At 73.8% G+C, this 23,887-nt stretch carries 21 protein-coding genes and 1 tRNA gene; 12 read left to right on the top strand and 10 right to left on the bottom strand.

Going from position 1 to position 23,887, the window contains the following annotated elements:
* Window positions 1–158: 158 nt before the first annotated feature.
* From ACWCOM_RS14630 to ACWCOM_RS14640, 3 genes are all read left to right on the top strand, one after another.
* The gene (locus tag ACWCOM_RS14630; RefSeq protein WP_454549481.1) at window positions 159–1,349 is read left to right on the top strand and encodes a M14 family zinc carboxypeptidase; all 1,191 of its coding nucleotides are present in this window, start codon (window positions 159–161) and stop codon (window positions 1,347–1,349) included.
* A gap of 233 nt (window positions 1,350–1,582) precedes the next feature.
* A complete protein-coding gene (locus ACWCOM_RS14635; RefSeq protein ID WP_454549482.1) occupies window positions 1,583–2,320 on the top strand; it encodes a winged helix-turn-helix domain-containing protein in 738 nt (245 codons plus the stop codon).
* Entirely contained in the window at window positions 2,317–3,483 is a 1,167-nt protein-coding gene (locus ACWCOM_RS14640; RefSeq protein ID WP_454549483.1) for a sensor histidine kinase, read from the top strand. Before ACWCOM_RS14635 ends, ACWCOM_RS14640 begins: the two co-directional genes overlap by 4 nt.
* 63 nt (window positions 3,484–3,546) lie before the next feature.
* On the opposite strand, the gene ACWCOM_RS14645 is transcribed toward ACWCOM_RS14640, so the two are convergent.
* The 3 genes from ACWCOM_RS14645 to ACWCOM_RS14655 all read right to left on the bottom strand — a co-directional run bounded on the left by ACWCOM_RS14645 (window position 3,547) and on the right by ACWCOM_RS14655 (window position 6,625).
* Entirely contained in the window at window positions 3,547–4,785 is a 1,239-nt protein-coding gene (locus tag ACWCOM_RS14645) for a heparan-alpha-glucosaminide N-acetyltransferase domain-containing protein (protein ID WP_454549484.1), read from the bottom strand.
* A gap of 381 nt (window positions 4,786–5,166) precedes the next feature.
* On the bottom strand, window positions 5,167–5,910 hold the full coding sequence (locus tag ACWCOM_RS14650) for a hypothetical protein (RefSeq protein WP_454549485.1): 744 nt from the start codon (window positions 5,908–5,910) through the stop codon (window positions 5,167–5,169).
* 631 nt (window positions 5,911–6,541) lie between these two features.
* Window positions 6,542–6,625: transfer RNA gene (locus ACWCOM_RS14655), tRNA-Leu, on the bottom strand.
* Between the two features lie 147 nt (window positions 6,626–6,772).
* Between ACWCOM_RS14655 and ACWCOM_RS14660 the strand changes: the two genes are divergently transcribed.
* Window positions 6,773–7,630, top strand: a complete 858-nt coding sequence (locus tag ACWCOM_RS14660; protein WP_454549486.1) for a formate/nitrite transporter family protein — start codon at window positions 6,773–6,775, stop codon at window positions 7,628–7,630.
* A gap of 4 nt (window positions 7,631–7,634) precedes the next feature.
* Here the strand turns inward: ACWCOM_RS14660 and ACWCOM_RS14665 are convergent, their stop codons facing one another.
* Entirely contained in the window at window positions 7,635–8,417 is a 783-nt protein-coding gene (locus tag ACWCOM_RS14665; protein ID WP_454549487.1) for a metal-dependent hydrolase, read from the bottom strand.
* A 226-nt stretch (window positions 8,418–8,643) separates the two neighbouring features.
* Window positions 8,644–8,931: a hypothetical protein gene (locus ACWCOM_RS14670; protein ID WP_454549488.1), complete on the bottom strand. Its 288-nt coding sequence runs from the start codon at window positions 8,929–8,931 to the stop codon at window positions 8,644–8,646.
* A 45-nt stretch (window positions 8,932–8,976) separates the two neighbouring features.
* On the opposite strand from ACWCOM_RS14670, the gene ACWCOM_RS14675 reads away from it, so the two are divergent.
* Entirely contained in the window at window positions 8,977–9,228 is a 252-nt protein-coding gene (locus tag ACWCOM_RS14675) for a hypothetical protein (protein ID WP_454549489.1), read from the top strand.
* A gap of 16 nt (window positions 9,229–9,244) precedes the next feature.
* Here the strand turns inward: ACWCOM_RS14675 and ACWCOM_RS14680 are convergent, their stop codons facing one another.
* Window positions 9,245–9,922 carry a YdcF family protein gene (locus tag ACWCOM_RS14680; RefSeq protein ID WP_454549491.1) on the bottom strand — a complete coding sequence of 226 codons (678 nt, stop codon included), beginning with the start codon at window positions 9,920–9,922 and terminating at the stop codon, window positions 9,245–9,247.
* Window positions 9,923–10,095: 173 nt separating this feature from the next.
* Here ACWCOM_RS14680 and ACWCOM_RS14685 point away from each other — a divergent pair, with 173 nt between their 5' ends.
* Entirely contained in the window at window positions 10,096–10,569 is a 474-nt protein-coding gene (locus tag ACWCOM_RS14685; RefSeq protein ID WP_454549492.1) for an acyl-CoA thioesterase, read from the top strand.
* Window positions 10,570–10,575: 6 nt separating this feature from the next.
* Here the strand turns inward: ACWCOM_RS14685 and ACWCOM_RS14690 are convergent, their stop codons facing one another.
* Genes ACWCOM_RS14690 through ACWCOM_RS14700 form a run of 3 tightly spaced genes read right to left on the bottom strand, consistent with a single transcriptional unit; the run spans window position 10,576 to window position 12,519 of the window.
* A complete protein-coding gene (locus ACWCOM_RS14690) occupies window positions 10,576–11,532 on the bottom strand; it encodes an aldo/keto reductase (protein ID WP_454549493.1) in 957 nt (318 codons plus the stop codon).
* Window positions 11,529–12,212: a tetratricopeptide repeat protein gene (locus ACWCOM_RS14695; RefSeq protein WP_454549494.1), complete on the bottom strand. Its 684-nt coding sequence runs from the start codon at window positions 12,210–12,212 to the stop codon at window positions 11,529–11,531. The genes ACWCOM_RS14690 and ACWCOM_RS14695 overlap by 4 nt, the downstream gene beginning before the upstream one ends.
* A 43-nt stretch (window positions 12,213–12,255) precedes the next feature.
* Window positions 12,256–12,519 carry a PLD nuclease N-terminal domain-containing protein gene (locus tag ACWCOM_RS14700; RefSeq protein ID WP_454549495.1) on the bottom strand — a complete coding sequence of 88 codons (264 nt, stop codon included), beginning with the start codon at window positions 12,517–12,519 and terminating at the stop codon, window positions 12,256–12,258.
* A 145-nt stretch (window positions 12,520–12,664) separates the two neighbouring features.
* Between ACWCOM_RS14700 and ACWCOM_RS14705 the strand changes: the two genes are divergently transcribed.
* Together ACWCOM_RS14705 and ACWCOM_RS14710 are read left to right on the top strand one after the other, a co-directional pair.
* A complete protein-coding gene (locus tag ACWCOM_RS14705; RefSeq protein WP_454549496.1) occupies window positions 12,665–13,558 on the top strand; it encodes a YsnF/AvaK domain-containing protein in 894 nt (297 codons plus the stop codon).
* Between the two features lie 260 nt (window positions 13,559–13,818).
* Window positions 13,819–16,014: a catalase gene (locus ACWCOM_RS14710; RefSeq protein WP_454549510.1), complete on the top strand. Its 2,196-nt coding sequence runs from the start codon at window positions 13,819–13,821 to the stop codon at window positions 16,012–16,014.
* A 67-nt stretch (window positions 16,015–16,081) separates the two neighbouring features.
* Here the strand turns inward: ACWCOM_RS14710 and ACWCOM_RS14715 are convergent, their stop codons facing one another.
* Window positions 16,082–17,464: a TIGR01777 family oxidoreductase gene (locus tag ACWCOM_RS14715; protein ID WP_454549497.1), complete on the bottom strand. Its 1,383-nt coding sequence runs from the start codon at window positions 17,462–17,464 to the stop codon at window positions 16,082–16,084.
* A 152-nt stretch (window positions 17,465–17,616) separates the two neighbouring features.
* Here ACWCOM_RS14715 and ACWCOM_RS14720 point away from each other — a divergent pair, with 152 nt between their 5' ends.
* The 4 genes from ACWCOM_RS14720 to ACWCOM_RS14735 all read left to right on the top strand — a co-directional run bounded on the left by ACWCOM_RS14720 (window position 17,617) and on the right by ACWCOM_RS14735 (window position 23,884).
* The gene (locus ACWCOM_RS14720; protein ID WP_454549498.1) at window positions 17,617–17,895 is read left to right on the top strand and encodes a hypothetical protein; all 279 of its coding nucleotides are present in this window, start codon (window positions 17,617–17,619) and stop codon (window positions 17,893–17,895) included.
* Between the two features lie 64 nt (window positions 17,896–17,959).
* The gene (locus ACWCOM_RS14725; protein ID WP_454549499.1) at window positions 17,960–18,166 is read left to right on the top strand and encodes a hypothetical protein; all 207 of its coding nucleotides are present in this window, start codon (window positions 17,960–17,962) and stop codon (window positions 18,164–18,166) included.
* An 82-nt stretch (window positions 18,167–18,248) separates the two neighbouring features.
* Window positions 18,249–18,827 (top strand): histidine phosphatase family protein, encoded by a 579-nt coding sequence (locus ACWCOM_RS14730; RefSeq protein ID WP_454549500.1) that lies wholly within the window; start codon window positions 18,249–18,251, stop codon window positions 18,825–18,827.
* Between the two features lie 134 nt (window positions 18,828–18,961).
* Window positions 18,962–23,884 carry an NAD-glutamate dehydrogenase gene (locus ACWCOM_RS14735; protein WP_454549501.1) on the top strand — a complete coding sequence of 1,641 codons (4,923 nt, stop codon included), beginning with the start codon at window positions 18,962–18,964 and terminating at the stop codon, window positions 23,882–23,884.
* Window positions 23,885–23,887 lie beyond the last annotated feature (3 nt).

Raw genomic sequence — 23,887 nt, forward strand, 5'->3', positions numbered from 1 at the left:
CCGCCGGCGGGGACGGCGCTACGGAGCAGTACTTCTGCGGTTGTGCCCGGGACGGTGACGGGTGTGTGCGATCGTGATTAGCATCACCAGCACCCCGTGCCGGCGCCGACCACCCCCGGAACGCACCGGCAGCCCGCTCACTCCCGGAGGACCAGCACGTGATCCCTCAGCACCACGACCCCGCGACCCCCCGCCCCTCGGACGGCCCGCGCCGTCGGCGCCGGGCCGCGGCGGCGCTCGCGCTCGCCGTCGCCCTGCCCCTCGGCGCGGCCGCGCCCGCCGCCGCGGACGCGAACTTCCCCTCCACGGAGGGCCGGACCAGCACCTCGAGCATCCTGACCCCCGACGACGTGGTGCGGGAGCTGCAGAAGCTCGAGCGCACCAGCCGCTACGGCGTGGACGCCTTCACCCTCGCGGAGGCCGGGACGGCGGTGAGCACCTCGGAGCAGGGCCGGGACCTGTGGGTCGCGACCGTGGGCTCCGGCGAGGAGCACGTGTGGCTCCAGGGCCGCATCCACGGCAACGAGCCCTACGGCACCGACGCCCTGCTGACCCTGCTCAAGGACCTCGGCACCAACGGCTCGGCCGAGTACGAGCTGCTGCGCGAGAAGTTCACCTTCCACGTCATCCCCATGTACAACCCGGACGGCGCCGAGGCGAACATCCGGCACACCGTCCTGTGGGACCGGGTCTCCGGCGCGCCGGAGGGCGCGACGCCGCAGCGCATCGACCTCAACCGCGACTGGACGGCCGAGGGCTTCGCGGCCGACGAGTCCCGCGCCTTCTACGAGTACTGGACGACCGTCGACCCGGCCTGGGGCGTGGACATCCACCACCAGGGCCTCAAGACGCAGCACGGCACCGGCGACGACGTCACGCTGTCCCTGGGCATCTCCCTGGCCCCCGGCGGGCCGACCCTGCCGGGGCTCGAGGGCGGGGCCTACGACCGGCTCACCCGGCAGATGAACGTGCACGTCTACGACGAGCTCTCGAAGTACGGCTCCATCAACATCGACCGCTACCAGGTGGGCGGCAGCCAGGAGATCGACATCAGGGGCGGTGTCGTCTCGGCCATGATGCTCGGCCTGGACCACGGGGGGCTCAACCCCGAGGGGCACTCCCACCCGGTGGTGTTCTTCGAGACCTCGGGCAACACCTCGGACGGCAGCCTCGGCCAGAAGGCCCGCGGCAAGAGCGTGCGGCAGAACGTGCTCGCCCTCCAGGAGCTGCTGCTCGGCCTGGCCACCGGCGAGGTGCAGCAGGAGGACCCGGAGCGCTGGGACGAGATTCCGCACGCCCCGGTCACCGGCTACCAGACCGACTACGCCGGGGTGATCCCGGTCGGCTGAGCCCGCCCGGCCCCGCCCGCGCCCCCGGGCGCCCACGGAACGGAGCGGGACGCCCCCCCGGGGTGTCCCGCTCCTCCTGCGTGCCGTCCCGCGGTGGGTCTGGTGGACGCCGCCGTTCCACGGGAGGATGGGAGGCACGGGGCGCCGGCGACGACCGAGGACGGACCGGTCCGGGCCCGCCCGGCGATCTCGCCGCCCGGAGCACCCGTGCAGTTGCGGCGAAGGAGAAGTCCATGCCCACGACGCCGGCGGGGCGGGTCCTGGTCGTCGACGACGAGGCGGACCTGGCGCACCTGATCCGGGGCTACCTGGTCAAGGCCGGGTTCGAGGTCACGGTCCGTCACATCGGCACCGAGGCCCTGGAGGCCGTGCGCGAGCAGGGCCCGCAGGTCGTGGTGCTGGACCTCGGCCTGCCCGGGATGGACGGGGTCGAGGTGTGCCGGCAGGTGCGCACCTTCTCGAACTGCTACATCCTCATGCTCACCGCCCGCGACGACGAGGTGGACAAGCTCGTGGGCCTGTCGGTGGGGGCCGACGACTACATGACCAAACCGTTCAGTCCCCGCGAGCTGGTGGCCCGCGTGCAGGTGATGATGCGGCGGATCCACCAGGCCCCCTCCGACCCCGTCCCCGGGCGCGGCGCCGGGGCGGCGGGGGGCGCACCGGGCCCGCACACCATCGGGAGCCTGGTCGTCGACCACACGGCGCGCGAGGTGCACCTGGACGGGCGGCCGGTGGCGCTGACCCGCACCGAGTTCGACCTGCTGGCCGCCCTGGCCGCCCACCCGCAGACCGTGCTCAGCCGCCGTCAGCTGGTCGAGCTGGTCTGGGACACCCACTGGACCGGGGACGAGCACCTGGTGGACGTGCACATCGGACGGATCCGCAAGAAGCTGCGCGACGAGGCCACCGCGCCCCGCTTCATCCACACGGTGCGCGGGATCGGCTACCGGATGGGCGGCGGACGATGAGCGCGGCAGCACCCGCCACGGGGGTGCAGCCGGACGCGGCCGGGGTGCCGCGGCACTGGGGCGGCCTGACCGCGCGGCTGATGCTGGCCCAGACCGCGGTGCTGGCCGCGGGGCTGATCACGGTGATCATCACCGCCGCTCTGATCGGCCCCGCCATGTTCTACCGGGAGCTGCTCCTGGCCGGGCACGCCGATGAGGCCACCGGGCTGGTCCACCTGCAGGACGCCTTCCGGGAGGTCGGGCTCACCGCGATGGTCACCGGGGGGATCCCCGCCCTCTACATCGCCGGGCTGCTCAGCTTCTACCTCCACCGCACCGTCGGCCGCTCCCTGCGCGCCTTCACCTCCGCGGCCCGGCAGGTCGCCGACGGCCACTACGGCGTGCAGGTCCCCACGACCGGACTGGGCAAGGAGTTCGACGTCCTGGCCGTGTCCTTCAACGACATGGCCGCCCGGCTCCAGGGCATCGACACCACCCGCCGGCAGATGCTGGCCGACCTCGCCCACGAGATGCGCACTCCGCTGGCCAGTCTCAAGGGCCACCTGGAGGGCGTCGAGGACGGGGTCGTGGACCTCGACGAGCGCACCCAGGCGATCCTGGCCGCCCAGATCGCCCGCCTGGAGCGCCTGGCCCGTGACATCCGGGACCTGACCGTGGCCGAGGAGGGCACGACCCGCCTGCACCCGTCCCCGGTGGACCCGCAGCACCTGGTGGTCCAGGCCGTGGCCGGCGTCCACCCGGCCGCCACCGCCAAGGACGTGACCGTGACGACCTCCAGCGCCGGACCGGGCACCGGCCCGGTGCTCCTGGACCCGGAGCGGCTCGGGCAGGTGCTCGCCAACCTGCTCGAGAACGCCCTGCGCCACACCGGGCCCGGCGGGCACGTCCACGTGCACACGGAGCAGACCGACCAGGCCCTGAGCATCACCGTCTCCGACGACGGGGAGGGCATCGCACAGGAACACCTGCCGCACGTCTTCCAGCGCTTCTACCGCGCCGCCCCGGGACGCGAGCACGACCGTGACCGCAGCGGGTCGGGGCTGGGACTGGCCATCAGCAAGGCCCTCGTGGAGGCCCACGGCGGGACCCTGGAGGCCGCCAGCCCCGGGCCCGGCCGGGGGGCCAGCTTCCGCCTGCTCCTGCCCCGCCGCTCCGGCGGCTGAGCGCCGCGCGCACGCGGGGCCGGAGGGCGGGCGACGGGCCCCGCCCACCGGGCGGGACGGGCCTCAGCTCCGGTGGGCGGGGGCGCCGCGCAGCACCGCCCGCCGGGCGGCCCTCACCGCCGTGCCCACGACCTTCTCCAGCGGGCCCTGACCCACCAGGCGCTGCCACGCGAGGGCGACCAGCGCGGCCACCACCACGTGCACGAGGAACCACTGGTAGGGCGCGTCCTCGTGGAGCTCGACGGACAGCGCCACCAGGTGGGCCGAGTACAGGGTCAGCGTCATCGCCCCCATCGCCGCCAGCGGCCGCAGCCACGCCGCGATCCGGTCCGCGGCCAGGAGGAACAGGCCCAGGACCGTCATGCCGACCCCGAGGCTCCAGGCGATGGACAGCGGAGTGTTCATGTGCGGGGTGGTCACCGCCAGCCACCAGGGCGAGTTCAGCCTGTCGACGTCGGGCTCCCAGATCAGCGCCTGCATGAGCGTCTCCTCGTCCAGGCCGGGCGAGGACCCGACGAGGCGCTGGAACCCGCCGGCCGCGTACAGCAGGATCCAGGAGGTGAACTGGGCCGCCATCGCCAGACCCGGGCCGATCGCGACCAGGCGGACCTGCCACGTCGTCGCCCGCAGGTCCAGCCGCCCGATGCCCATGCCGGCCAGGATGTACGTCATGTACGCCAGCGCCGGATAGGCGCCCGAGAGCAGCAGCTGCGCCAGCACCGCCGCCGGCTCGCTCAGCAGGTGCTGAAAGGTGGGATTGTCTGAGGAGTACTCCGGCAGCGAGTCCTGCAGGCCGAGGATCAGCAGCGGGGCGGTCACCCCGCACACGCCGGCGGCGGCGAACAGGGACCGTGGGCCCAGGGACAGGAACGGGATGGCCAGCAGGAAGAACATGCCGTAGTACAGCAGGATCCCGTTGGCCGGGGCGTCCTCGGGCATGATGTAGCCGATCAGCAGGCCCACGCCGGCGATCAGCACCGCCCGCACCGCCAGCCCGATCCGATCGGCCACCAGCTGCCTGCCCCGGTGGGGCCTGCTCCGGCCCGTGGACAGTGCCAGGCCCACCCCGGCCAGCAGCGCGAACAGCGCGGCCGAGTCCCCGGCGAACAGCAGGTAGCTCCACGTCGGATCACCGGTGTCGTCGTTCTCCTCCGGCAGGACGTGCACGGCGATCAGCCCGATCAGCGCCAGGCCGCGGGCCGCGTCCACGCCGGCCAGGCGCGGCGTGCCGGCCCCTCGCCCGGCGCGGCCGACGCCGTCGCCGTCCTGCGGACGGACGGTGGAGTCCCCGCGGTGGCCCATGCCGACCCCTCCTGGTGGTGCCCGGACCCGGGCGGCGACCGGGCCCGGGAGGAAGCGGCAGCAGGCGCCCGGCAACGGTCCCCGGGTCCTGCGACCTCGCCCGGGGCTTCCCCCGGTGCTGTCCCCAGCATGGGGCGCCCGGGTGGCGGTCGGGTCGAGGAGACATGGAGATTCGATCAAGAAACGGGCCGGCCCGCAGCGGCCCGGCCCGTCGCCGCGGGGCTCCGGGCCCGCCGACGGGCGGCGACGCGCGGCCTTCCCCGCTCGCACCGGGCGCCGTCGGAGGGCGGGGCCGAGCACGCAGGAGCACCCCGTCCACCGAACGGACGGGGTGCTCCTGCGTGCTCGGGACCGCTGCGGCGCCGCCCCGTGCCGACCGGCTCAGTTCCTGTGGTGGGACGCGTGCTCGTCGTCCTTGCCGTCGTGCTTCTTCCCGCCGTCCTTCTCCTCGTCGTCCTTGTCGTCCTTCTTGTCGTCGTCCTTCTTCTCGCCGTCGTCATCGGCGTCGTGGTACCAGTCCGTGCCGTCGTGCTTCCAGTTGTGCTCGTGGACGTACTTCTCGTCGTCGCCCTTCTCGCCGTCGTCGTCGGCGTCGTGGTACCAGTCCGTGCCGTCGTGCTTCCACTCGTACTCGTGGGCGTACTTCTCGTCCTCCTCCTCGTCGTGCTTCTTCTCGCCGTTGTCATCGGCGTCGTGGTACCAGTCCGTGCCGTCGTGCTTCCAGTTGTGCTCGTGGTCGTACTTCTCGTCGTCGCCCTTCTCGCCGTCGTCGTCGGCGTCGTGGTACCAGTCCTTGCCGTCGTGCTTCCACTCGTACTCGTGGATGTACTTCTCGTCCTCGGACTTCTCGTCCTCGGACTTCTCGTTCTCGGACTTCTCGTTCTCGGACTTCTCGTTCTCGGACTTCTCGTTCTCGTCCTTGTCGTCCTTGCCGTTCTCGTCCTTGCCGTTCTCGTCCTTCTCGTCCTTGTCGTCGTACCCGTGGTGATCGCCGTGGTGGTTCTCGTGATCGCCCGTGGACCCGTCGTGCGGGTCGTCACCGGCGACGGCGGGCGTGGCGAGCGAGCCGCCGAGGAGAGCGGCCGCAATGGCCGCGCCGGCAAGGGTCTTACGCAGATCGTCCATGAATGTCCCCCGAAAAAGGGCATGACAAATACACCGTCATGCGTGCGAGAAAGGGTGGTTGCTGACCTGTGACACAGATCATCCCCGGGAACCGGGTGCCATCACCGTAAGAGGGCCCTCGCGCGAGGATCAAGGACTTCACCAGGGCAAACAATCGTGAAGCGCCTCGCGTCCGGGATTTCCCGGTCCCCGGTGGCGTCCGAGCCGCCGCGGGACGCGCTGCTGCACGACCTCGTGACCGGCATCTGTTCCCGACCGGTAAGTATCCGGCGTTTGCGCTGGTCACAGCGGTTTTTTCGGCGGAGAGAGGCCCTTCGGCCCCGGTCATCGCCCTGCTCGGGCCGGCGCGCACGAGGCGCCGCCCGTGCGGTGCCGCCGACACCCGGGGGAGGTCCGGAGACCCGCGGCAACATGACGGCCCGGTGCGGTGTGTGACAGGGCGGCTGCTCCCGGAGCTGGCGACCGGTCCGCCGTGCCCGGACGAGGGCGGTCCGTCGCCCGGGGGAGCGCCGTGCGGGGGCGGTGGGCCGGGTACGCCGAAGGCCGGTCGTCCGGGACATCCCGGGCAACCGGCCTTCGCCGTTACCTCCTGCCACGGACAGAGCCGGTGAGCTCTGTCGTGGACCTGCGGTGCGCGAGGGGGGAGTTGAACCCCCACGCCCTTTCGGGCACACGGACCTGAACCGTGCGCGTCTGCCTATTCCGCCACTCGCGCTCGTCGACCCCGGCGGCGGACCGCCGTGAGCAACGACGACAATCCTACCCACACTTCCCCCGGTTGGCCAATCGTGCCGCGAGCCCCGGTCGCTAGGCTGGACCCGTCCTCCACGAGGGGGCGCCGCCGCCGAGCAGGGGAGTGCACATGCAGCCCGATCACCAGCAGACCGAGGACAAGCGCAAGGAGCTGGGCCGCAGCGACGAACCGGTGGAGGACGAGCTCGTCGAGGAGTTCGAGAACACCGTGGCGGAGGGCGCGGACCGGCTCAACCGGACCTGGCGGGCGCTCGTGATCACCGGCCTGTTCGGCGGCATCGACGTGGGCCTGGGCATCATGGCGATGCTCGCGGTCAAGGAGGCGACGGGATCGGACCTCCTGGCCGGCATGGCGTTCGGGATCGGGCTGTTCGCGCTGCGGCTGGCGCACTCCGAGCTGTTCACCGAGGACTTCCTGATCCCCATCAACGCGGTGGTCGCCAGGCACGGCACCTGGCTGCAGCTGATCCGCCTGTGGACCGTGACCCTGGTGGCCAACCTCGCCGGTGGATGGCTGTTCATGTGGGTGGTGGGTGCGGCCTTCCCGCAGTTCGAGCAGCTCCTGGTCGAGACCTCGGTGAAGTACCTGGAGGGCGGCCTCACGCTGGAGACGGCGGCGCTGGCGATCCTCGCGGGCAGCACGATCACGCTGAGCACCCGGATGAGCCAGGGCACCTCCAACGACGTCGTCACGGCGCTGATCTCCCTGATCAGCGGACTGCTGGTCGTGGGCCTGGGCATGCTCCACGGTGCCCTGAACTCCATCGTCGTCTTCGGCGCCATGCACCTGGGCGCGGCGATCTCCTACACGGACTGGTTCCTGTGGTTCCTGTGGGTCATTCCGCTGAACATGGTCGGCGGGCTGGCCATCATCACCCTGCCGCGGCTGATCCGCACCCTCGAGCTGCTCAAGAAGGAGCGCGCGAAGCAGGCCGAGAAGCTGGCGGCGCAGGGCTTGGCGGACTGACCGCTCAGGCGACCACCAGCCCGGTGGCCAGCGCGAAGGCGCCCCACAGGCCCGTCAGGGCGAAGAGGGTGATCGGGGCGAGCAGCGCGAGCTCCGCCGCCGAGCCGGCGTTGCCGATCAGCGGCACGGTGAGGAACGACCGGTTCTTGTACACGGAGCGCGGCAGGGGCAGGGGCATCCGCAGCGGGTACAGCAGGTGGATCCCGCGCGTGGTCACGAGGTCCCCCGCCAGGTGGGCGACCACGCCGGTGCCCACCGCGGCGGCGAACCACCACTCGTGGGCGGGCGGGTACAGGCCCACGACGACGCCCAGCCCGATCCCCACGACCCAGTTGAGCTTCGCCACCCGCTCCGGCACGAAGGCGAGCACCTGCACGGCGAACGCGATGAGCAGCACGGACATGACCGCCGCCAGCGGCCAGACCCGGCCCAGGTCCCCCACGGGGATGCCGATCTTCTGCGCGGCCGCCGCCAGGCCGGTGAACGCCAGCACCCCCAGCACCGAGTGGGTGCCGCGGCGGTGCCCGCCCGAGAGCCGGCAGATCCCGCGGGAGAGCCAGGTGGACAGGGGGCGCAGGGACCGGGCCACGGTCCCGCCCGGGTGGTCGAGGTCCGGCAGCAGCGCCGCGCCGGCGGCGACCAGGGAGCCGGTGAGCACCCCGGCGTCGCCGACGTCCAGCACCCCCCACCCGATCGGGATGCTGAGGTCCTGCAGGTGCAGCTGGTAGTCGGCGGTCAGCGCCACCCACGCGGCTGCCCCGCAGGCCGCATGGCTCGGTCCCATCATGGAAGTGATGTCCTCCTCGGATCTCCGGTGCGTGGGGCCGGGCCGACCTCACCAGCGGAAACACTAGAGCGCGGGCCGGACAGCACAGCGCCGGGCGCCGTCCGGGACCGGCCACGGCACCCTCGCGGCGGACCCGCCGGGGCCGGCCGCGACCGCCCGGGGGCCCCGCGGCCCGCGCCCTGACGCGGACCGGGCCAGCGGGACGGGACCGCCGGACCGGTCCGCGTCAGGGGGCGGGCCGGGGCCGCCACCCCGCGGAGTCCACCTCGACGACGACCGGCGCCCGCCCGCCGAGGCCCCGCCGCCGCAGCGCCTCCGCGATGTCGCCTGCAGGGGCGGCGACCAGGAACGTCTCCCCGCGGAACAGGTCGGCCGCGTCCTCCACGAGCGCCGTCAGCTGCGCGGCGCCGCGGGCCGTGAACCGCTCGGCCACCCGCAGCCGTGCCGTCCACGGCGGGGGCGGGGCGGCGTCGTCGAGGAGCACGGCGGTGGCGGGGCACTGCAGGTCGGTCACGGCCCCAGTCTTCCTCCCGGGCGCCGGCGGGGGAAGAATGGGGCCATGGCCGGCCCCGTGGACCCCATCACCGTCGCCGCCGCCCGGGCCCGCCTGGCCGCGGACGCGCACCGCGGTGTGGAGAGCGAGGCCTGGATCGCCGGGATCGCCGGGTCCGGCGGGCCGCGCCGTCCGGGGGCGCCGAGGACCTCGGCGGCGGACGTGCTCTCCGGCCGCGACGACGCCCACGCGGTCACCTCCGAGAGCGACCGCCGATCCGTCGAGTGGGCCCGCGACCTCGCCGACCGGGGCGGCTGAGCCCGCCGTCCTGCGCTCAGTCCAGGGACTTCGGCCGCCAGGGCAGCTGCTGGTCGCAGCCGGGGGTGAGCGCGGCCTTCACGAAGCCGCCGGACTGGTAGGCGAACTCCCGCAGCAGGCCCCGTGGCACCTCCGGGTAGTCGAAGGCGAGCACGTCCAGCTCGCCGGTGTAGCAGCGCCCGAGGAGCAGCCGGGACCGGGCGACGTGCTGGCGGTAGGTGAGCGCGCTGACGTGGTCCCAGCCCCGCCGCTCGCCGAGTTCCCGCAGCTGCAGGGCCTCGCCCTGCGTGGTGGAGGGGTCCGGCCGGAAGCAGATCACCTCGGAGGCGTGCTCCGCCGCGCAGACCTGCCGGGCCCGCTCGTAGTAGACGCGTCCGGAGGCGTCGCCGAGCTCCCCGGCGCCGGGATCGGCGACCACGAGCACCGGCGCGACCCCGGCGTCCATGAGCCGCTGCGCCTCCGCCATGCGGGTCCGGTCCGGGGGGCCGAGGACGAGCAGGGCGTCCGACCGGGAGGGCTCGTCCGTGCGCGGGTGCTGGAGCACCGCCCAGCACCCGAGCAGCCAGACCAGCACCAGCACCGCCGCCGGGGCGGCGCCCCACGCCGCCCACCGCGGCGGCCGCCGCGGCGGCCGTCGCGGTGCCGGCCCCGACGTCCGCCGCGTCCGGCGGGCGGTGCGCGAGCTTCCGGTCATGGCGCCGCTCCTCCGTTCGTCCGGTCCCCGGGTCAGCGCCCATTCTGGCACCCCGCCGTGCCCGCGCCGGGCGCGGCCGGCCCGGCGGCCTAGGATGGGGACGCCCGTGGGGCGGCGGCCGGAACGGCCCGGCCGCCGGAGCCCGGGCCCGGACGACCGAGGAGGACGACCGCATGACGGTGACGCAGGAGCCCGGGGTGCTCTGCCGGGTGCCCATGCGCTGGGGCGACATGGACCCGTACGGCCACGTGAACAACGTCGAGGTCGTGCGGCTGCTGGAGGAGGCGCGGATCGCGGCGCTCGGCGTGCCCGTGGGCACCGGTCACGAGGTGGAGGCCCCGCTCATCCCGTTCTTCTCCGCGCTGCCCGCCGGCACCCAGGCGCTCATCACGGAGAACCGGATCAAGTACCTGCGCTCCCTGGAGTACCGCAACACCCCGGTGGAGGTGCGCGTGTGGGTCGTCTCGGCCCGCGGCGGCGCGCTCACCCTGGGCTTCGAGATCACGGACGTGGTGAGCCGCCGGGCGTGCGTGCGCGCCGAGACGCAGCTCGCGTTCTTCGTGCCCGCCACCGGGACGGTCCTGCGGATCACCCCCGGGCAGCAGGAGATCCTCGCCCCCTACTTCGGACCGCCCCTGTTCCGCTGACCGGGGTCAGGGCACCGGGGCGCCGCGGGCCGCGGTGAGCAGGGCGTACCAGTCCTCGTGGCCGAGCCGGGGCGCCAGCGCCTCCGCCTCGGCGCACGCGGCGATCCGGCGCGGGTCGGTGGTGCCCAGGACCGGGCGGATGCCGCCCGGGTGGCGCATCAGCCACGCGAGGACCACCGCCTCCCCGGACACGCCGTGCGCGGTGGCGATCCGGTGCACCGTCTCCGCCGTGGCCGCCGCGTGCTGGTCCTCCGGCGGGATGGGCGCCCCGGTGTACAGGCCCCGGGCCAGGGCGCCCCACGCCTGCACCTCGATGCCGTCGGCCGCGCAGTACTCCAGGATCCCCTCGGGGAACGGGTGCTCGGCGCCCTCGGCGTGGTTGGCGAGGATCTGCTGCTCCACGAAGCCGCGGTGGCGCAGGCTCAGCTCCAGCTGCAGGGCCGTGACCGGCGTGGTGAGCAGCTGCTGGTAGAGGGCCACCTGGCGGGTCGACATGTTGGACAGGCCCACCGAGCGGATGAGTCCCTCCTTGCGGAGCCCGTCCAGGGTGCCCGCCACCTCGTGCGGGTCGGCGAGGGGGTCGGGGCGGTGCAGCATGAACCGCTCCACCGAGTCCACGCGGAGCCGGCGCAGGGACCCCTCCAGCCCGGCGCGGATCGTGTCCCGGTCCAGCCGGTAGTGGGCCGGTGCGCCGGGAGCGGCGGTGTTGCCGGGCAGGCGCACCCCGCACTTGGTCTGCAGCCGCACCCGACCCGCCAGCGCGGGGTCCTCGGCCAGCAGCTCCCCGAACACCGCCTCGGACTTGCCGTGGGCGTAGATGTCGGCGTGGTCGAAGTCGATGATCCCGGCGTCGAGGGCCGCGTGCACCGCCGCCCGGGCGCGGTCCACGGTGGCGGCGTCGTGGGGGGTGTCGTCCCACGACCCGCCGATGGTCATGCATCCGTAGATCAGGCGTGAGCTCACAGGCGGTCCTCCCCGTCGGGCACGCCGGCGTCCCCGGCGGGATCGGCGCTCTCCAGCCGCTGCTGCTCGGCCGCCCAGCGCAGCCGGGCCGCGGCCGCGTAGGCCGCACCGGACTCCTTCAGCCGGCCCGCGCGCTCGTACAGCCGCCCCAGGGACGTGAAGCACTCCGCCTGGTCCGCGGTGGTGGCCTCGGTCTCCTGGTAGAAGTCCAGGGCCCGGTTGTAGGCGGTGATGGCCTGGGTGTGCCGCTCCCCGAGCTCGTAGACCCGGCCGAGGTTGACGTGGCACTGCGCCTGGTCGTGGGCGTCGTGCGGGGCGTCGAGGTACTGCCCCAGGGCGTCGAGCAGGTGCTCCTCGGCGTCGTGGGCGCGCTCGAGCTCCAGGCACAGGCTGCCCAGGATCAGGTGGGTGCGGGCCTGGTGCTTCCCGCTGCCGCCGATGCGGTGGAACAGCCCGAGGGCCTCCTCGTAGGCGGTGACGGCCCGGTCCGGCCGGTTCATCCCCAGGTAGAGGTGGCCCAGGTTGTAGTGGCAGGCGGCCTGCTCCTGCAGGGAGTCCCCCTCCTCCTCGAAGAGGACGATGGCCTGCTGGTAGGCGGTCTCGGCCTCGTCGAGGCGCCCGCGGTCCTCGGCGTCGAGGGCCTGGGTGAAGAACCCGTGCCCGTCCTGGGAGTAGCTCATGCGGATTCCTTTCTCGCCGGGTCCTCCACCGGGACGGGATCGACTACGCGGGATGGGCGTCGGGGGCGCTCCCCGCACGGCGGCCCAGCACGAACCACAGGCCGGCGCCGGCCACGGGGAACGCGAGGATCACCAGCAGCCAGAACAGCCGCAGGACCGGGTCCTGCCCCGGGGTGCGCAGCAGGGAGGCGGCGGCGGACACCATCAGCACGACGACGACCGCACCGGCCACCGTCACACCACTCTCCCACACCCCGGTCCGCGCGGCCTCGGCGCCGCCGGCCGCCAGGACGGTCCAGGTGCTCATGCATCGATACTGGCACCGCGGGGGCGGGCGGACAAGGGCGGGCGCCGGGGCGTGTCCCGGGCCGGTCCCCCATAGAGTGGGCGGCAGCACCACTCAGCACGCTGATAAAATCCGACCACCACAGCAATCCTGAGGAGAGTTCACGATGTCCACCTCCGACGACCGCCCGTACGACCAGGAATCAGCCCACCCGGAGCGCTCCGGGCCGCGCCCCGAGCGGACGCGCGACGTGGACGACACGGGCGTGGAGCGCCACGCCCCCAGTTCGTCGACCGAGCTGTGGGACCACAACGCCTACGGCCGCGAGGGCCGCGACGTCGGCGGCGACGCGACGTCCGGGGCGACCGACACGCGGGACCCGCGCGGCGGGGCGCCCGCCTACAACATCGACGCCGGCGACGACGACGCCCACCGGCACGGCGACGCCGCCGGGGGCGACGACGGCACGGACGTCCGCCGGACGGGGGAGTCCCTCGCGGGCCCCGACGCCGCCGCCGGCCGCGCCGGGGAGGGCGTCGCGGACGGGCGCCGCGCACCGTCCGCCGGGGACCAGGCCTTCGACCAGGAGGCCGCCGCCCGCGACCGGCCCGGCCGCCCCGAGGACGACGCGCCGGCGCGCGACCGGCTCGGGGAGGGTCCTGCCGGGGAGAGCCGGGCCGGGGAGGACGCGGCCACCGTGGTCCGCCACGAGGAGCGGCTGCGGGCCGGCACGGAGCGGGTCGAGTCCGGGCGGCTGCGCCTGCGCAAGTACGTGGTCGAGGCGCCGGTGCGCGAGGAGCAGACCCTGGCCTCCGAGGACGTCGAGGAGATCCGCACCCCGATCACCGAGGAGGAGCGCGAGGCGTTCCTCGCCGGGCAGGAGCTGGCGGTGGGCGAGGACGAGGTCATCCTCTACCGCGAGGTGCCCGTGGTGCGGACCGTGCGGGTGCCCTACCAGCGGGTGCGCCTGGCGGTGCGCCGCACCGAGCGCACCGAGGTGATCGAGGAGACCGTGCGCCAGGAGCGGATCGACGTGCAGGAGCCGGACGACCGGCGCTGAGCCCCGCCCCGCGGCCCCCGCCGGCTCCGGCCGGCGGGGGCCGCGCCGTGCCCGGGGGTGTTCTGTTCACCGAGCGCGGAGTCCCGCGTGGGGGGCTTGTGCGGTCCCCGCCGCCGGTGACTGAATGGTCAGTGGACTGGCGGTCCGCACCCCGCCGGGGGCGGGCCCGCCGGGGACGACCACGTGACGGCGACGAGCGGGAGAAGCGCATGAGCAAGAGGCAGAACAGGATGAGGCACCGAGCGGGTGGCCGGGCGCCGATGCCCCCGGGGGTTCCCGGCAGCGAGACCGCTCCGGCCGCGGAGCCCACCGAGCCCCGGTCCCCGCTCCCGCCGAAGCCCGACCAGGCGGCGCCCGCGCCCGTGAGCCCCACCGGCCGGGACACCGGGGCCGACCCGACCGTCGCCGCCCAGGGCGGGGAGTACCTGACCACCGCCCACGGGTCCCGGCGCAGCGACACGGACCACTCCCTGAAGGCCGGCCGGCGCGGGCCCGTGCTGCTCCAGGACCACCACTTCCGGGAGAAGATCAGCCACTTCGACCACGAGCGCATCCCCGAGCGGGTGGTCCACGCCCGCGGCGCCGGCGCCCACGGCGTGTTCCGCTCCTACGGCACCGCGAGCCGGATCTCGTCGGCCGCCGTGTTCGGCAAGGACGTGGAGACCCCGGTCTTCGTGCGCTTCTCGACCGTCCTCGGCTCCCGGGGCTCGGCCGACCTGGCCCGGGACACCCGCGGCTTCGCCACGAAGTTCTACACGTCCGAGGGCACCTGGGACCTGGTGGGCAACAACATCCCCGTGTTCTTCATCCAGGACGCGATCAAGTTCCCGGACGTCATCCACGCCGGCAAGCCGCACCCGGACCGGGAGATCCCGCAGGCCCAGTCCGCCCACGACACCTTCTGGGACTTCGTCTCGCTGCACACCGAGGCGCAGCACCACACGATCTGGAACATGTCCGACCGGGCGATCCCGCGCTCCTACCGGACGATGGAGGGCTTCGGGGTCCACACCTTCCGGCTCCTGGACGACGAGGGCGGCAGCGTGCTCGTGAAGTTCCACTGGAAGCCGAAGCTGGGCGTGCACTCCGTGCTGTGGGAGGAGGCGCAGATCGCCAACGGCATGGACCCCGACGTCCACCGCCGCGACCTCGCCGACGCCATCGAGGCCGGCGCCCACCCCCAGTGGGAGCTCGGCGTGCAGGTCTTCGAGGACAACGAGGAGCAGGTGTTCGAGGGCATCGACCTGCTCGACCCCACGAAGATCGTCCCGGAGGAGCTCGCGCCCGTGCAGCCCGTGGGGCTGATGACGCTGGACCGCAACCCCTCCAACTACTTCGCCGAGACCGAGCAGGTCGCCTTCAACCCGAACAACCTGGTCCGCGGCATCGACGTGACCAACGACCCGCTGCTGCAGGGCCGGCTGTTCTCCTACCTGGACACCCAGCTCAGCCGGCTGGGCGGGCCCAACTGGACGCAGCTGCCGATCAACCGCCCGCACGCCCCGGTCAACGACATGCTGCGGGACGGCATGCACCAGACCGCCGTGCACAGCGGGGTCGCGCCCTACCACCCGAACACCCTCGACGGGAACAATCCATTCCCCGCCGACGAGCCGGCCCGTCCCTTCATCGACCACCCGGCCCCGGTCGCGGAGTCGGTCAAGGAGCGCGGGGCCCCGGCCTCCTTCGACGACCACTACAGCCAGGTCCGCCTCTTCTGGCTGTCCATGAGCGACGTCGAGAAGGAGCACATCGCGCAGGCCTACACGTTCGAGCTCGGCAAGTGCTGGGAGCAGTCCGTCAAGGAGCGCCAGCTGCAGGCGCTGGCCAACATCGACGCGAAGCTGTGCGCCGTGGTCGCCGAGGGGCTGGGCCTGCCCGCACCGCGGCCCACCGTCTCGCACGGCCGGATCGAGCCGAGCCCGGCCCTGTCCCAGCTCGGCGGGCAGTGGCCGCTCGACGGCCGTCAGGTCGGCATCGTGGTCGGGCCCGACCCGGACGAGGCCGAGCTCCTGGCCGTGGTCGAGGCGGTGGACGCCGCGGGCATGGTCCCGCTGGTCGTCGCCCCGCACGGCGGGCCGGTCGGGCGCGGCGGCAAGCTCGTGGCCCAGCGCACCTACCTCACCGCCCGCTCCGTCGAGTTCGACTCCGTGCTCGTGGCCGGTGCCGTGCCGCCGGCCCCGGACGCCCGGCCGGGCCTCGACGCCAAGGCCGGCGCCGTGGCCACGGGCGCCCTGGACCCCCGCGTGCACCTGCTGCTCGGCGAGGTGTTCCGCCAGGCCAAGGCCATCGGCGCCTGGGGCGACAAGGGGCGCGCGCTCGCCGCGGCCGGTCTGCCCGAGGGCGCGCCCGCCGTGGTCACCGGCAAGGACTCCGCCGCCGTGGTGGAGCAGGTCGTCGCGCTCATGAAGAGCCACCGGGCCTGGGAGCGCTTCCCCGTCACCGGGCGGCTCTGAGCCCGGTACCGCCCCGACGCCCGGGACCCCGTCCGGCCCCGCCGGGCGGGGTCCCGGGCGTCCGGCCTCAGGCGCGGCCGAGCTCCTCGCGCAGCGCGGAGCCGAGGTCGGGGTGCCGGAACCGGTAGCCGCGGTCGATGGCGCGGTCGGCCGAGACCTGCTGGTCCGCGAGCGCCATCAGCTCCGCCCCCTCGGCCCCGAGCACCAGCTTCGGGCCGAAGCCCGGGGTGGGCAACAGCGCGGGGCGCCCGAGCACCTTGCCGAGGGTCCGTGCGTAGTCCCGGCCCGTGACCGGCATGGGGGCCACGCCGTTGACGGGCCCGTGCAGTCCCGCGGAGAGCACGGCGTGGGCGAACAGGCCCACCGCGTCGTCCAGGGAGATCCAGCTCAGCCACTGGTCCCCGGATCCCAGCCGCCCGCCCAGCCCGGCGAGGAACAGCGGCAGCTGCGCCTTGAGCGCGCCCCCGGCGGGGGTCTGCACCACGCCGGTGCGCACCGTCACGACGCGCGTCCCGGTGGCCTCGGCGCCCTGGGCGGCCCGCTCCCAGGCGGTGCAGACCTCGGCGAGGAAGTCCCCGCCCGGCGGGGACTTCTCGGTGACGGTCTGCCCGTGCGTGTCGGCCCCGTAGTAGCCGATCGCGGAGGCGTTGACCAGGGCCGCCGGGGCGTCGTCGCCGAGCGCGGCGAGGGCGCGCACGATCAGCTCGGTGCCGCGGACGCGGGAGCTGCGGATCTGCTCCTTCGCCGCGCGCGTGAGCCGCCCCCCGATGCTGCGCCCGGCCAGGTTCACGACCACGTCCACGCCCCGCAGGTCGCCCGGGTCCAGGACCCCGGCCTCCGGGTCCCAGGAAATCTCCCCGGCGGCGCGTGCCTCGCGGCGCACGAAGCGCCGCACGGTGTGCCCGCCGGTGGACAGCAGCGCGGCCAGCTGCGTGCCGATCGTGCCGGACGCCCCGGTGAGCGCGACCGTCAGCGGCCGGCCGGGATACCGGGCGTGGAACTCCAGGTCCGTGGTCAGCCGGCGTGCGCGGGCCTCGAACTGCCGGCCCAGGGACGGGCCCATCAGCCGGTCCCCGAAGGCCCGCTCGCCCGGCAGCGCCGAGTACTCCACCGTGTCGGTGACCACGGTCCCCCCGTGCCCGTCGTCGTCGAACCGGTGGCGGTGCTCCCAGGAGGCGAGGGGCCCCCGGACCATCCGGTCGCGGAACTCCCGGCCCGGGACGAGGCCGTGGTGCTCCGCCGTCCAGGGCACCGAGGCGAGCCCGTGGCTGCCGGGCACGGCCACCCGCAGCCGGGACCGCGTGCCGTTGTGCAGCGGCGGGGAGGACTCCTCCACGACGGAGCCCGCCCACGCGGGGGTCAGCCGGGTGAGCGCTCCCGGGCGGGCGTGCCAGGCGAAGACGTCCTGGACGGGATGGGGCACGCGGGAGCTGAACGTGAAGGTGGTCATGACCGCTACTCAACCCCCAACGCCGCGGTTCGTCCAGGACCCCGCCCCGGGGCGCCGCCGTGTCCCGCCGGCGCCGGACCGCCCCGGCACCCTTCCCCGGCCGGGCCGGGTTCGCTAGGGTGGGGGCACGGCACAACGTAAGGAGGCTTCCTATGAGCACCCCGAACGACGACGCCCCCGACCTCGACGACGTCATCGAGCCGCAGGACGACGCCCTGCCCCGCCCCATCTACCAGGGCCACGCGGGCATGCCCGAGAAGCTCGACGACGATGCCCTCGCCGCGGCCACCGAGCAGGAACGGGTGGCCGCCGGGCTGCAGGACTACGCCCCCGGCCAGGTCCCGCCCGCGACCGACCCCCTGCCCGAGGGCTCCTCGGAGGCGGCCGACCGCGCCCAGCGCGGGCTGGTCGAGGACGAGGGCGGCAGCTGATCCCCGCCCGGTCCGGCCTGCCCCCGGCGGGCCGGCCGGGCACCACCGAGGAAGGAGCGGCGTGATGGCCGAACGAGGCAACACCAAGCACGGGTCGGAGCTCGACGACCAGATGAAGCACGAGGTCGAGGACGCGCTGCAGGCCCGGCAGCCGAACCACGTGGAGGAGCACCGGCAGACCGAGCCGTGGGTCGACGACACCGACGACCCCGAGGTGCGCGCCTCCGTCGAGGAGCGCGAGCGCCCGGAGCGCCCCGAGGACCGGGACTAGCAGGGCCCGCACCCGGCCCGCTGCGGACGGCGGGCCGGGTCCGGGCTTGCCCCGCGGCGGGGCGTCGCCCACAGTGGAGGGCGTGAACACTTCCGGACGCATCGCGCTCATCCGCCACGGCCAGACCGACTGGAACCTGGAGGAGCGGCTGCAGGGCACCACGGACGTCCCGCTCAACGACACCGGACGGCAGCAGGCCCGGACCGTCGCCCGGCAGCTGCACGCCGGCGCGACCACCTGGGACGTGCTCGTCTCCTCGCCGCTGGGCCGCGCCGTGGAGACCGCGCAGATCATCGGCGGGGTCCTCGACCTCGAGCTGAGCGCCACCTGCCCCGGGCTCGTGGAGCGCGGGTTCGGCGCCTGGGAGGGCACCAGCCTGGCCGGTCTCGAGGGGCACGCCCGGGACGCGATCCTGGCCGGAGGGGAGCCGCCGGAGGAGGTGGCCCGCCGCGGCACGGCGGCGCTGCGCCGGATCCGCGACGCCCATCCGGGGCGCAACGTCCTGGTCGTGGCCCACGGCTCGCTGATCCGCCTGACGGTCTCCGTGCTCAACGGCGGGACCCATCCCCGGGTGCGCAACTGCGAGGTGGTCCCTGTGCGGACCGCGGCCCTCGACGACGCCCGGCTGCGGGACGACGTGCCCGAGCCCACCGCCCCCTGACACGGCGGTGTTCGTTCAATAAGCTGGACGCACCAGGGACGGCCCCACGAGGTGCCGTCCACCCCCTGGGGCGGCGACGGCGGCGCACAGACCGCGCTCCGTGCCGCCCACGGCGACGAAGGCGTGATGCGGCTGTGGCCCCTGACCAGTACACGATCCCCGAAGAGGACCGCACGGAGGCGCTCCGGGTGATCCCGCAGGCCCCGCAGTGGGACGGGGACCGGGCGTGGATCAACGAGTACTACCGCCACGTCCCGCAGGAGGACCTGCTCGCCCGCACCGAGGAGCAGCTGCGCGAGCGCGCCGACCACCACCGCGAGGTGGGCCGGGTGCGCGCCCCGGGCGAGATCGCCGTGGGCGTGCGCCAGGAGGACTCGACCTCCGTGGTCTTCGTGGTCACCGAGGACGTGCCCTACCTCGTGAGCACCGTGAACGCGGAGATCGCCGCCAAGTGGGGCGGCGCCCGCCTGGTCATCCACCCCGTGCTGGTGGCGACCCGGGACGAGGGCGCCCACGAGCTGCTCGAGCTCCAGCAGGTGCCCGACTTCTCCGCGAGCGCCAGCGGGGACACCACCGCGCTGCCGAGCCTGGCGAACTTCCGCTCCTCCGGCGGGACCCGCCACGTGGTGGAGTCCTGGATCTCCGTGGAGCTCTCCCGCCCGATCTCCGACGAGACCGCCCAGCAGCTCGTGGACCGGCTCTCCGCCCTGCTCCGCGACGTCCGGCGCGTCGACGAGGACCAGGAGCGGCTCAAGGCGCGCGTCGAGCGCCTGGCGGGGGAGCTGGACCGGCTGCGCACCCTGGAGCTGCCCGGGGGCGGGCACCCCCCGATGGTGGGCCCGTCCCAGGACTTCCTGCGCTGGCTGGTCGGCGGCAACTTCATCCTCATGGGCTTCAAGGAGTACGACCTCGAGGAGACCGGCGACGGGCTGGCCCTCGTCAGCCGGCCCGGGACGGGGCTGGGGCTGCTCGTGGAGCACCAGGCCCGGCCCCACCGCCAGCAGCTCACCGGCCTGGGCCGGGAGCACGCCCGCGAGGCCGGCACCCTGTTCGTCACGAAGGCCAACCGCCGCTCGTCCATCCACCGCCGCGAGTACCTCGACTACGTCGGCGTCGCCAAGTACGACGACGAGGGCCGGATCGTGGGGGAGTACCTGGTGCTGGGGCTGTTCACCCGCCGCGCCTACAACACCCCGGCGCGGGAGACCCCGCTGCTCCGGGAGAAGCTGGCGGAGGTCGCCGAGCGCTTCGGCTTCCTCGAGGACTCCCACTCCGCCCGGGACCTCATGGGCAACATCGAGGACTACCCGCGGGACGAGCTCCTCCACATGACCGCGGACGAGCTCTACGACATCATGCGCGGCGTCATGGGCCTGGATGAGCGGCGCCAGACCCGGCTGTTCCTGCGCCAGGACCACTTCGGGCGGTTCATGTCCGCGGTCCTCTTCCTGCCCCGGGACCGGTACAACACGTCGGTGCGCGGGCGGATCGAGGCGGAGCTGCGGCGCACCTTCGACGCCGAGTCCATCGACTTCGACGCCCGGCTGTCCGCCTCCACGCTGGCGCGGCTGTTCTTCCGCATCCGCCTGCCGTACACCGGGCAGGTGCAGTCCTTCGACCGGGCGGGCCTCGAGGCGCGGCTGCGCGCGGCCGTGCGGTCCTGGTCCGAGGCGCTGGTCCGGGCGATCCACCGCGAGTTCCCGGAGGACCTGGCCCGCACGCACGCCGAGAACTGGGCGGAGGCGTTCCCGGACGCCTACCGGGCGGACTACGAGATCGCGGAGGCCGTCGAGGACCTCCAGCGCTGCGAGGAGCTGTGGGGCCGCGACCCGGACCTGCCCGCGGAGGTCCGCGTGGTGGACGACCCCGGGGGCGTGCGGCTGAACATCTACCTCACCCGGTCCCTGTCCCTGACCGAGCTGCTGCCCATGCTGCAGAACCTGGGTCTCACGGTCCTGGACCAGAAGCCCTACGAGGTCACCCCCGCCGACGGACGCCACTTCCAGCTCTACGACTTCGGGGTGCGCCTGCCCGAGGGCGTGGACGCGACCGGCCCGGAGGACGCCCGCACCGAGGACCTCATCGAGGACGCCCTGTGCGCGGTGCTGTCCAACCGCTCGGAGTCCGACTCCCTGGACCGGCTGGTCCTCGCCGAGCGCCTGACGTGGCGGACCGTGGCCGTGCTGCGCTCCTACGTCCGGTACCTCCTGCAGCTCGGGCACCCCAACTCGTTCGACTACATCGCGGACACGCTCCTGGGCTTCCCCGCGGTCACCCGCGGGCTGGTCGAGCTCTTCGACGCGAGCTTCAACCCCGCGCTCGACGACGCCGTGCGCGGCTCCCTGCGCGACGCCGCGCAGACCCGGCTGACGGAGGCCCTCGACGAGGTCCCCACCCTCGACGCGGACAAGCTGCTGCGGGCGCTGACCGAGATCGTCGCCGCCACCGTGCGCACCAACGTGTACCGGCACCGGCCCACCATGGCCTTCAAGCTCAACCCCGGGCGGATCAGCACCGCCCCGCGACCGCACCCCATGTACGAGATCTGGGTGTGGTCCCCCCGGGTCGAGGGCACCCACCTGCGCTTCGGGCCGGTGGCCCGCGGCGGGCTGCGCTGGTCGGACCGCCGCGAGGACTTCCGCACCGAGGTGCTGGGGCTGGTCAAGGCGCAGATGGTGAAGAACTCGGTGATCGTGCCCAACGGGGCCAAGGGCGGGTTCTACCCCAAGCAGCTGCCGGACCCCGCCGTGGACCGCGACGCCTGGGTGCGCGAGGGCCGTGAGGCGTACCAGCTGTTCATCGCGTCCCTGCTGGACATCACCGACAACCTGGTGCGGGACGAGACCGGCCACGACGTCGTGGTGCACCCGGAGCACGTGGTGCGCCGCGACGGCCAGGACTCCTACCTGGTGGTGGCCGCGGACAAGGGCACCGCGTCCTTCTCCGACACCGCCAACGCGATCTCCGCGGAGTACGGGTTCTGGCTCGGCGACGCCTTCGCCTCCGGCGGGTCGGTCGGCTACGACCACAAGGCCATGGGCATCACCGCCCGGGGGGCGTGGGAGTCCGTCAAGCGGCACTTCTTCGAACTGGGCGTGGACACCCAGACGGAGGACTTCACCGTGGTCGGCGTGGGCGACATGTCCGGGGACGTCTTCGGCAACGGCATGCTGCTCTCCGAGCACATCCGGCTGGTCGCCGCGTTCGACCACCGCGACATCTTCCTGGACCCGGACCCGGACCCGGCCGTCTCCTACGCCGAGCGCGAGCGGCTCTTCGGCCGCCCCCGCTCCTCGTGGCAGGACTACGACCGGGAGAGGATCTCCGCGGGCGGCGGGGTGTACTCGCGCACGGTGAAGTCCGTGCCGGTCTCCCCGCAGGTCCGCGAGGCCCTGGGCCTGCCGGACGGGGTCGAGGAGCTGACCCCGATCGAGCTGATCCGCGCGATCCTCACCGCGCCGGCGGACCTGCTCTACAACGGCGGCATCGGCACCTACGTGAAGTCCTCGCAGGAGTCCCACACGGACGTGGGGGACAAGGCCAACGACGCGATCCGGGTGGACGGCGCCGACCTGCGGGTCAAGGTCGTGGGCGAGGGCGGCAACCTCGGCTGCACCCAGCTCGGGCGCGTGGAGGCCGCCCTCGGCGGCGTGCTGCTGAACACGGACGCGATCGACAACTCCGGCGGCGTGGAGTCCTCCGACCGCGAGGTCAACATCAAGATCCTCGTGGACCGGATGGTCGTGGCCGGGGAGCTGGCCGCCGAGGAGCGGGCCGGGTTCATCGAGGCCATGACGGACGAGGTGGCCGGTCTCGTGCTCGAGACCAACGTGGCCCAGAACGTGCTGCTCACCACCGAGCGGGCCCGCGTCCGGGACCTCAACGAGGCCTACATCCGCTTCATGCACTGGCTCGAGGACACGGCCGACCTCGACCGGGCGATCGAGTTCCTGCCCACGGACGAGCAGCTGCGCGAGCGGGCCCGCGCCGGGCACGGCCTGACCTCCCCGGAGCTGTCCGTGCTCGCGGCCTACGCCAAGATCCAGCTCTCCGAGGCCCTCGTCGAGGGCGGCCTGGCCGAGGACCCCTGGTTCGGGACGGTACTCGAGGAGTACTTCCCGGAGCAGATCACCCGGCGCTTCGGCGAGCTCGTCGGCACCCACCCCCTGCGGGCGGAGATCATCGGCACGGTGGTGGCCAACCAGATGATCAACTACGGCGGGATCCCCTTCGTCTACCGGGTGCTGGAGGAGACCGGCTGCGAGCCCGTGGAGGTCGCCCGCGCGTTCGTGGCGGCGGTGCAGATCTACGAGATCGAGCGCTACGCCCAGCAGCACCGGGAGCTGCCCGCCGACGTGCCCACCGAGGTGTGGGACCGGATGTTCCTGGACATGCGACGGCTCCTGGACCGCGTGGTGCGCTGGCTCGTGCACCGGCAGGAGACCGCCAACCCGGTCGCCGAGGTCATCGAGCGGTACAAGCCCACGGTGGACATCCGCTTCCTCGAGGACCGGCTGCTGGGGGAGGACTCCCGCCAGCGCGTCGACTCCCACGCGGAGGCGGCCGCGCGGCAGGGCGTGCCGGGACCGCTGGCCACGGAGTGGTCGCAGCTGCTGGACGCGTTCGCGCTGCTGGACGTCGCCCGCCTCGCCCACGCCTCCGGCGAGGCCGTGACCGAGGACGGCACCCTCGACCGGGAGCAGATCAAGACCATCGCCAAGGTCTACTTCCGGCTCTACGACCGCTACCGGATCGAGAGCCTGCTCCACCGCATCACGGACCTGCCGCAGACCACCCGCTGGGAGAACCTGGCGCGGATGGCCATGCGGGAGGACGTCTACGCCACGCTCGTGGCGCTCGCCGACCAGGCGCTGCGGGCACCGGGACGGACCGCCCGCGAGAAGGTCGACGCCTGGGAGGAGGCCAACGAGTCCCGCCTGGTGCGGCTGCGCGAGGTGCTCGGGGAGATCGAGGCCGAGAGCACGGGCGAGCCGGCCACCGAGCTCGCCTCCCTGTCGGTGGCCCTGCGGACCATGCGCAGCGCCCTGACCGGATAGGCC

The sequence above is a fragment of the Kocuria sp. KH4 genome (genome assembly GCF_053711175.1).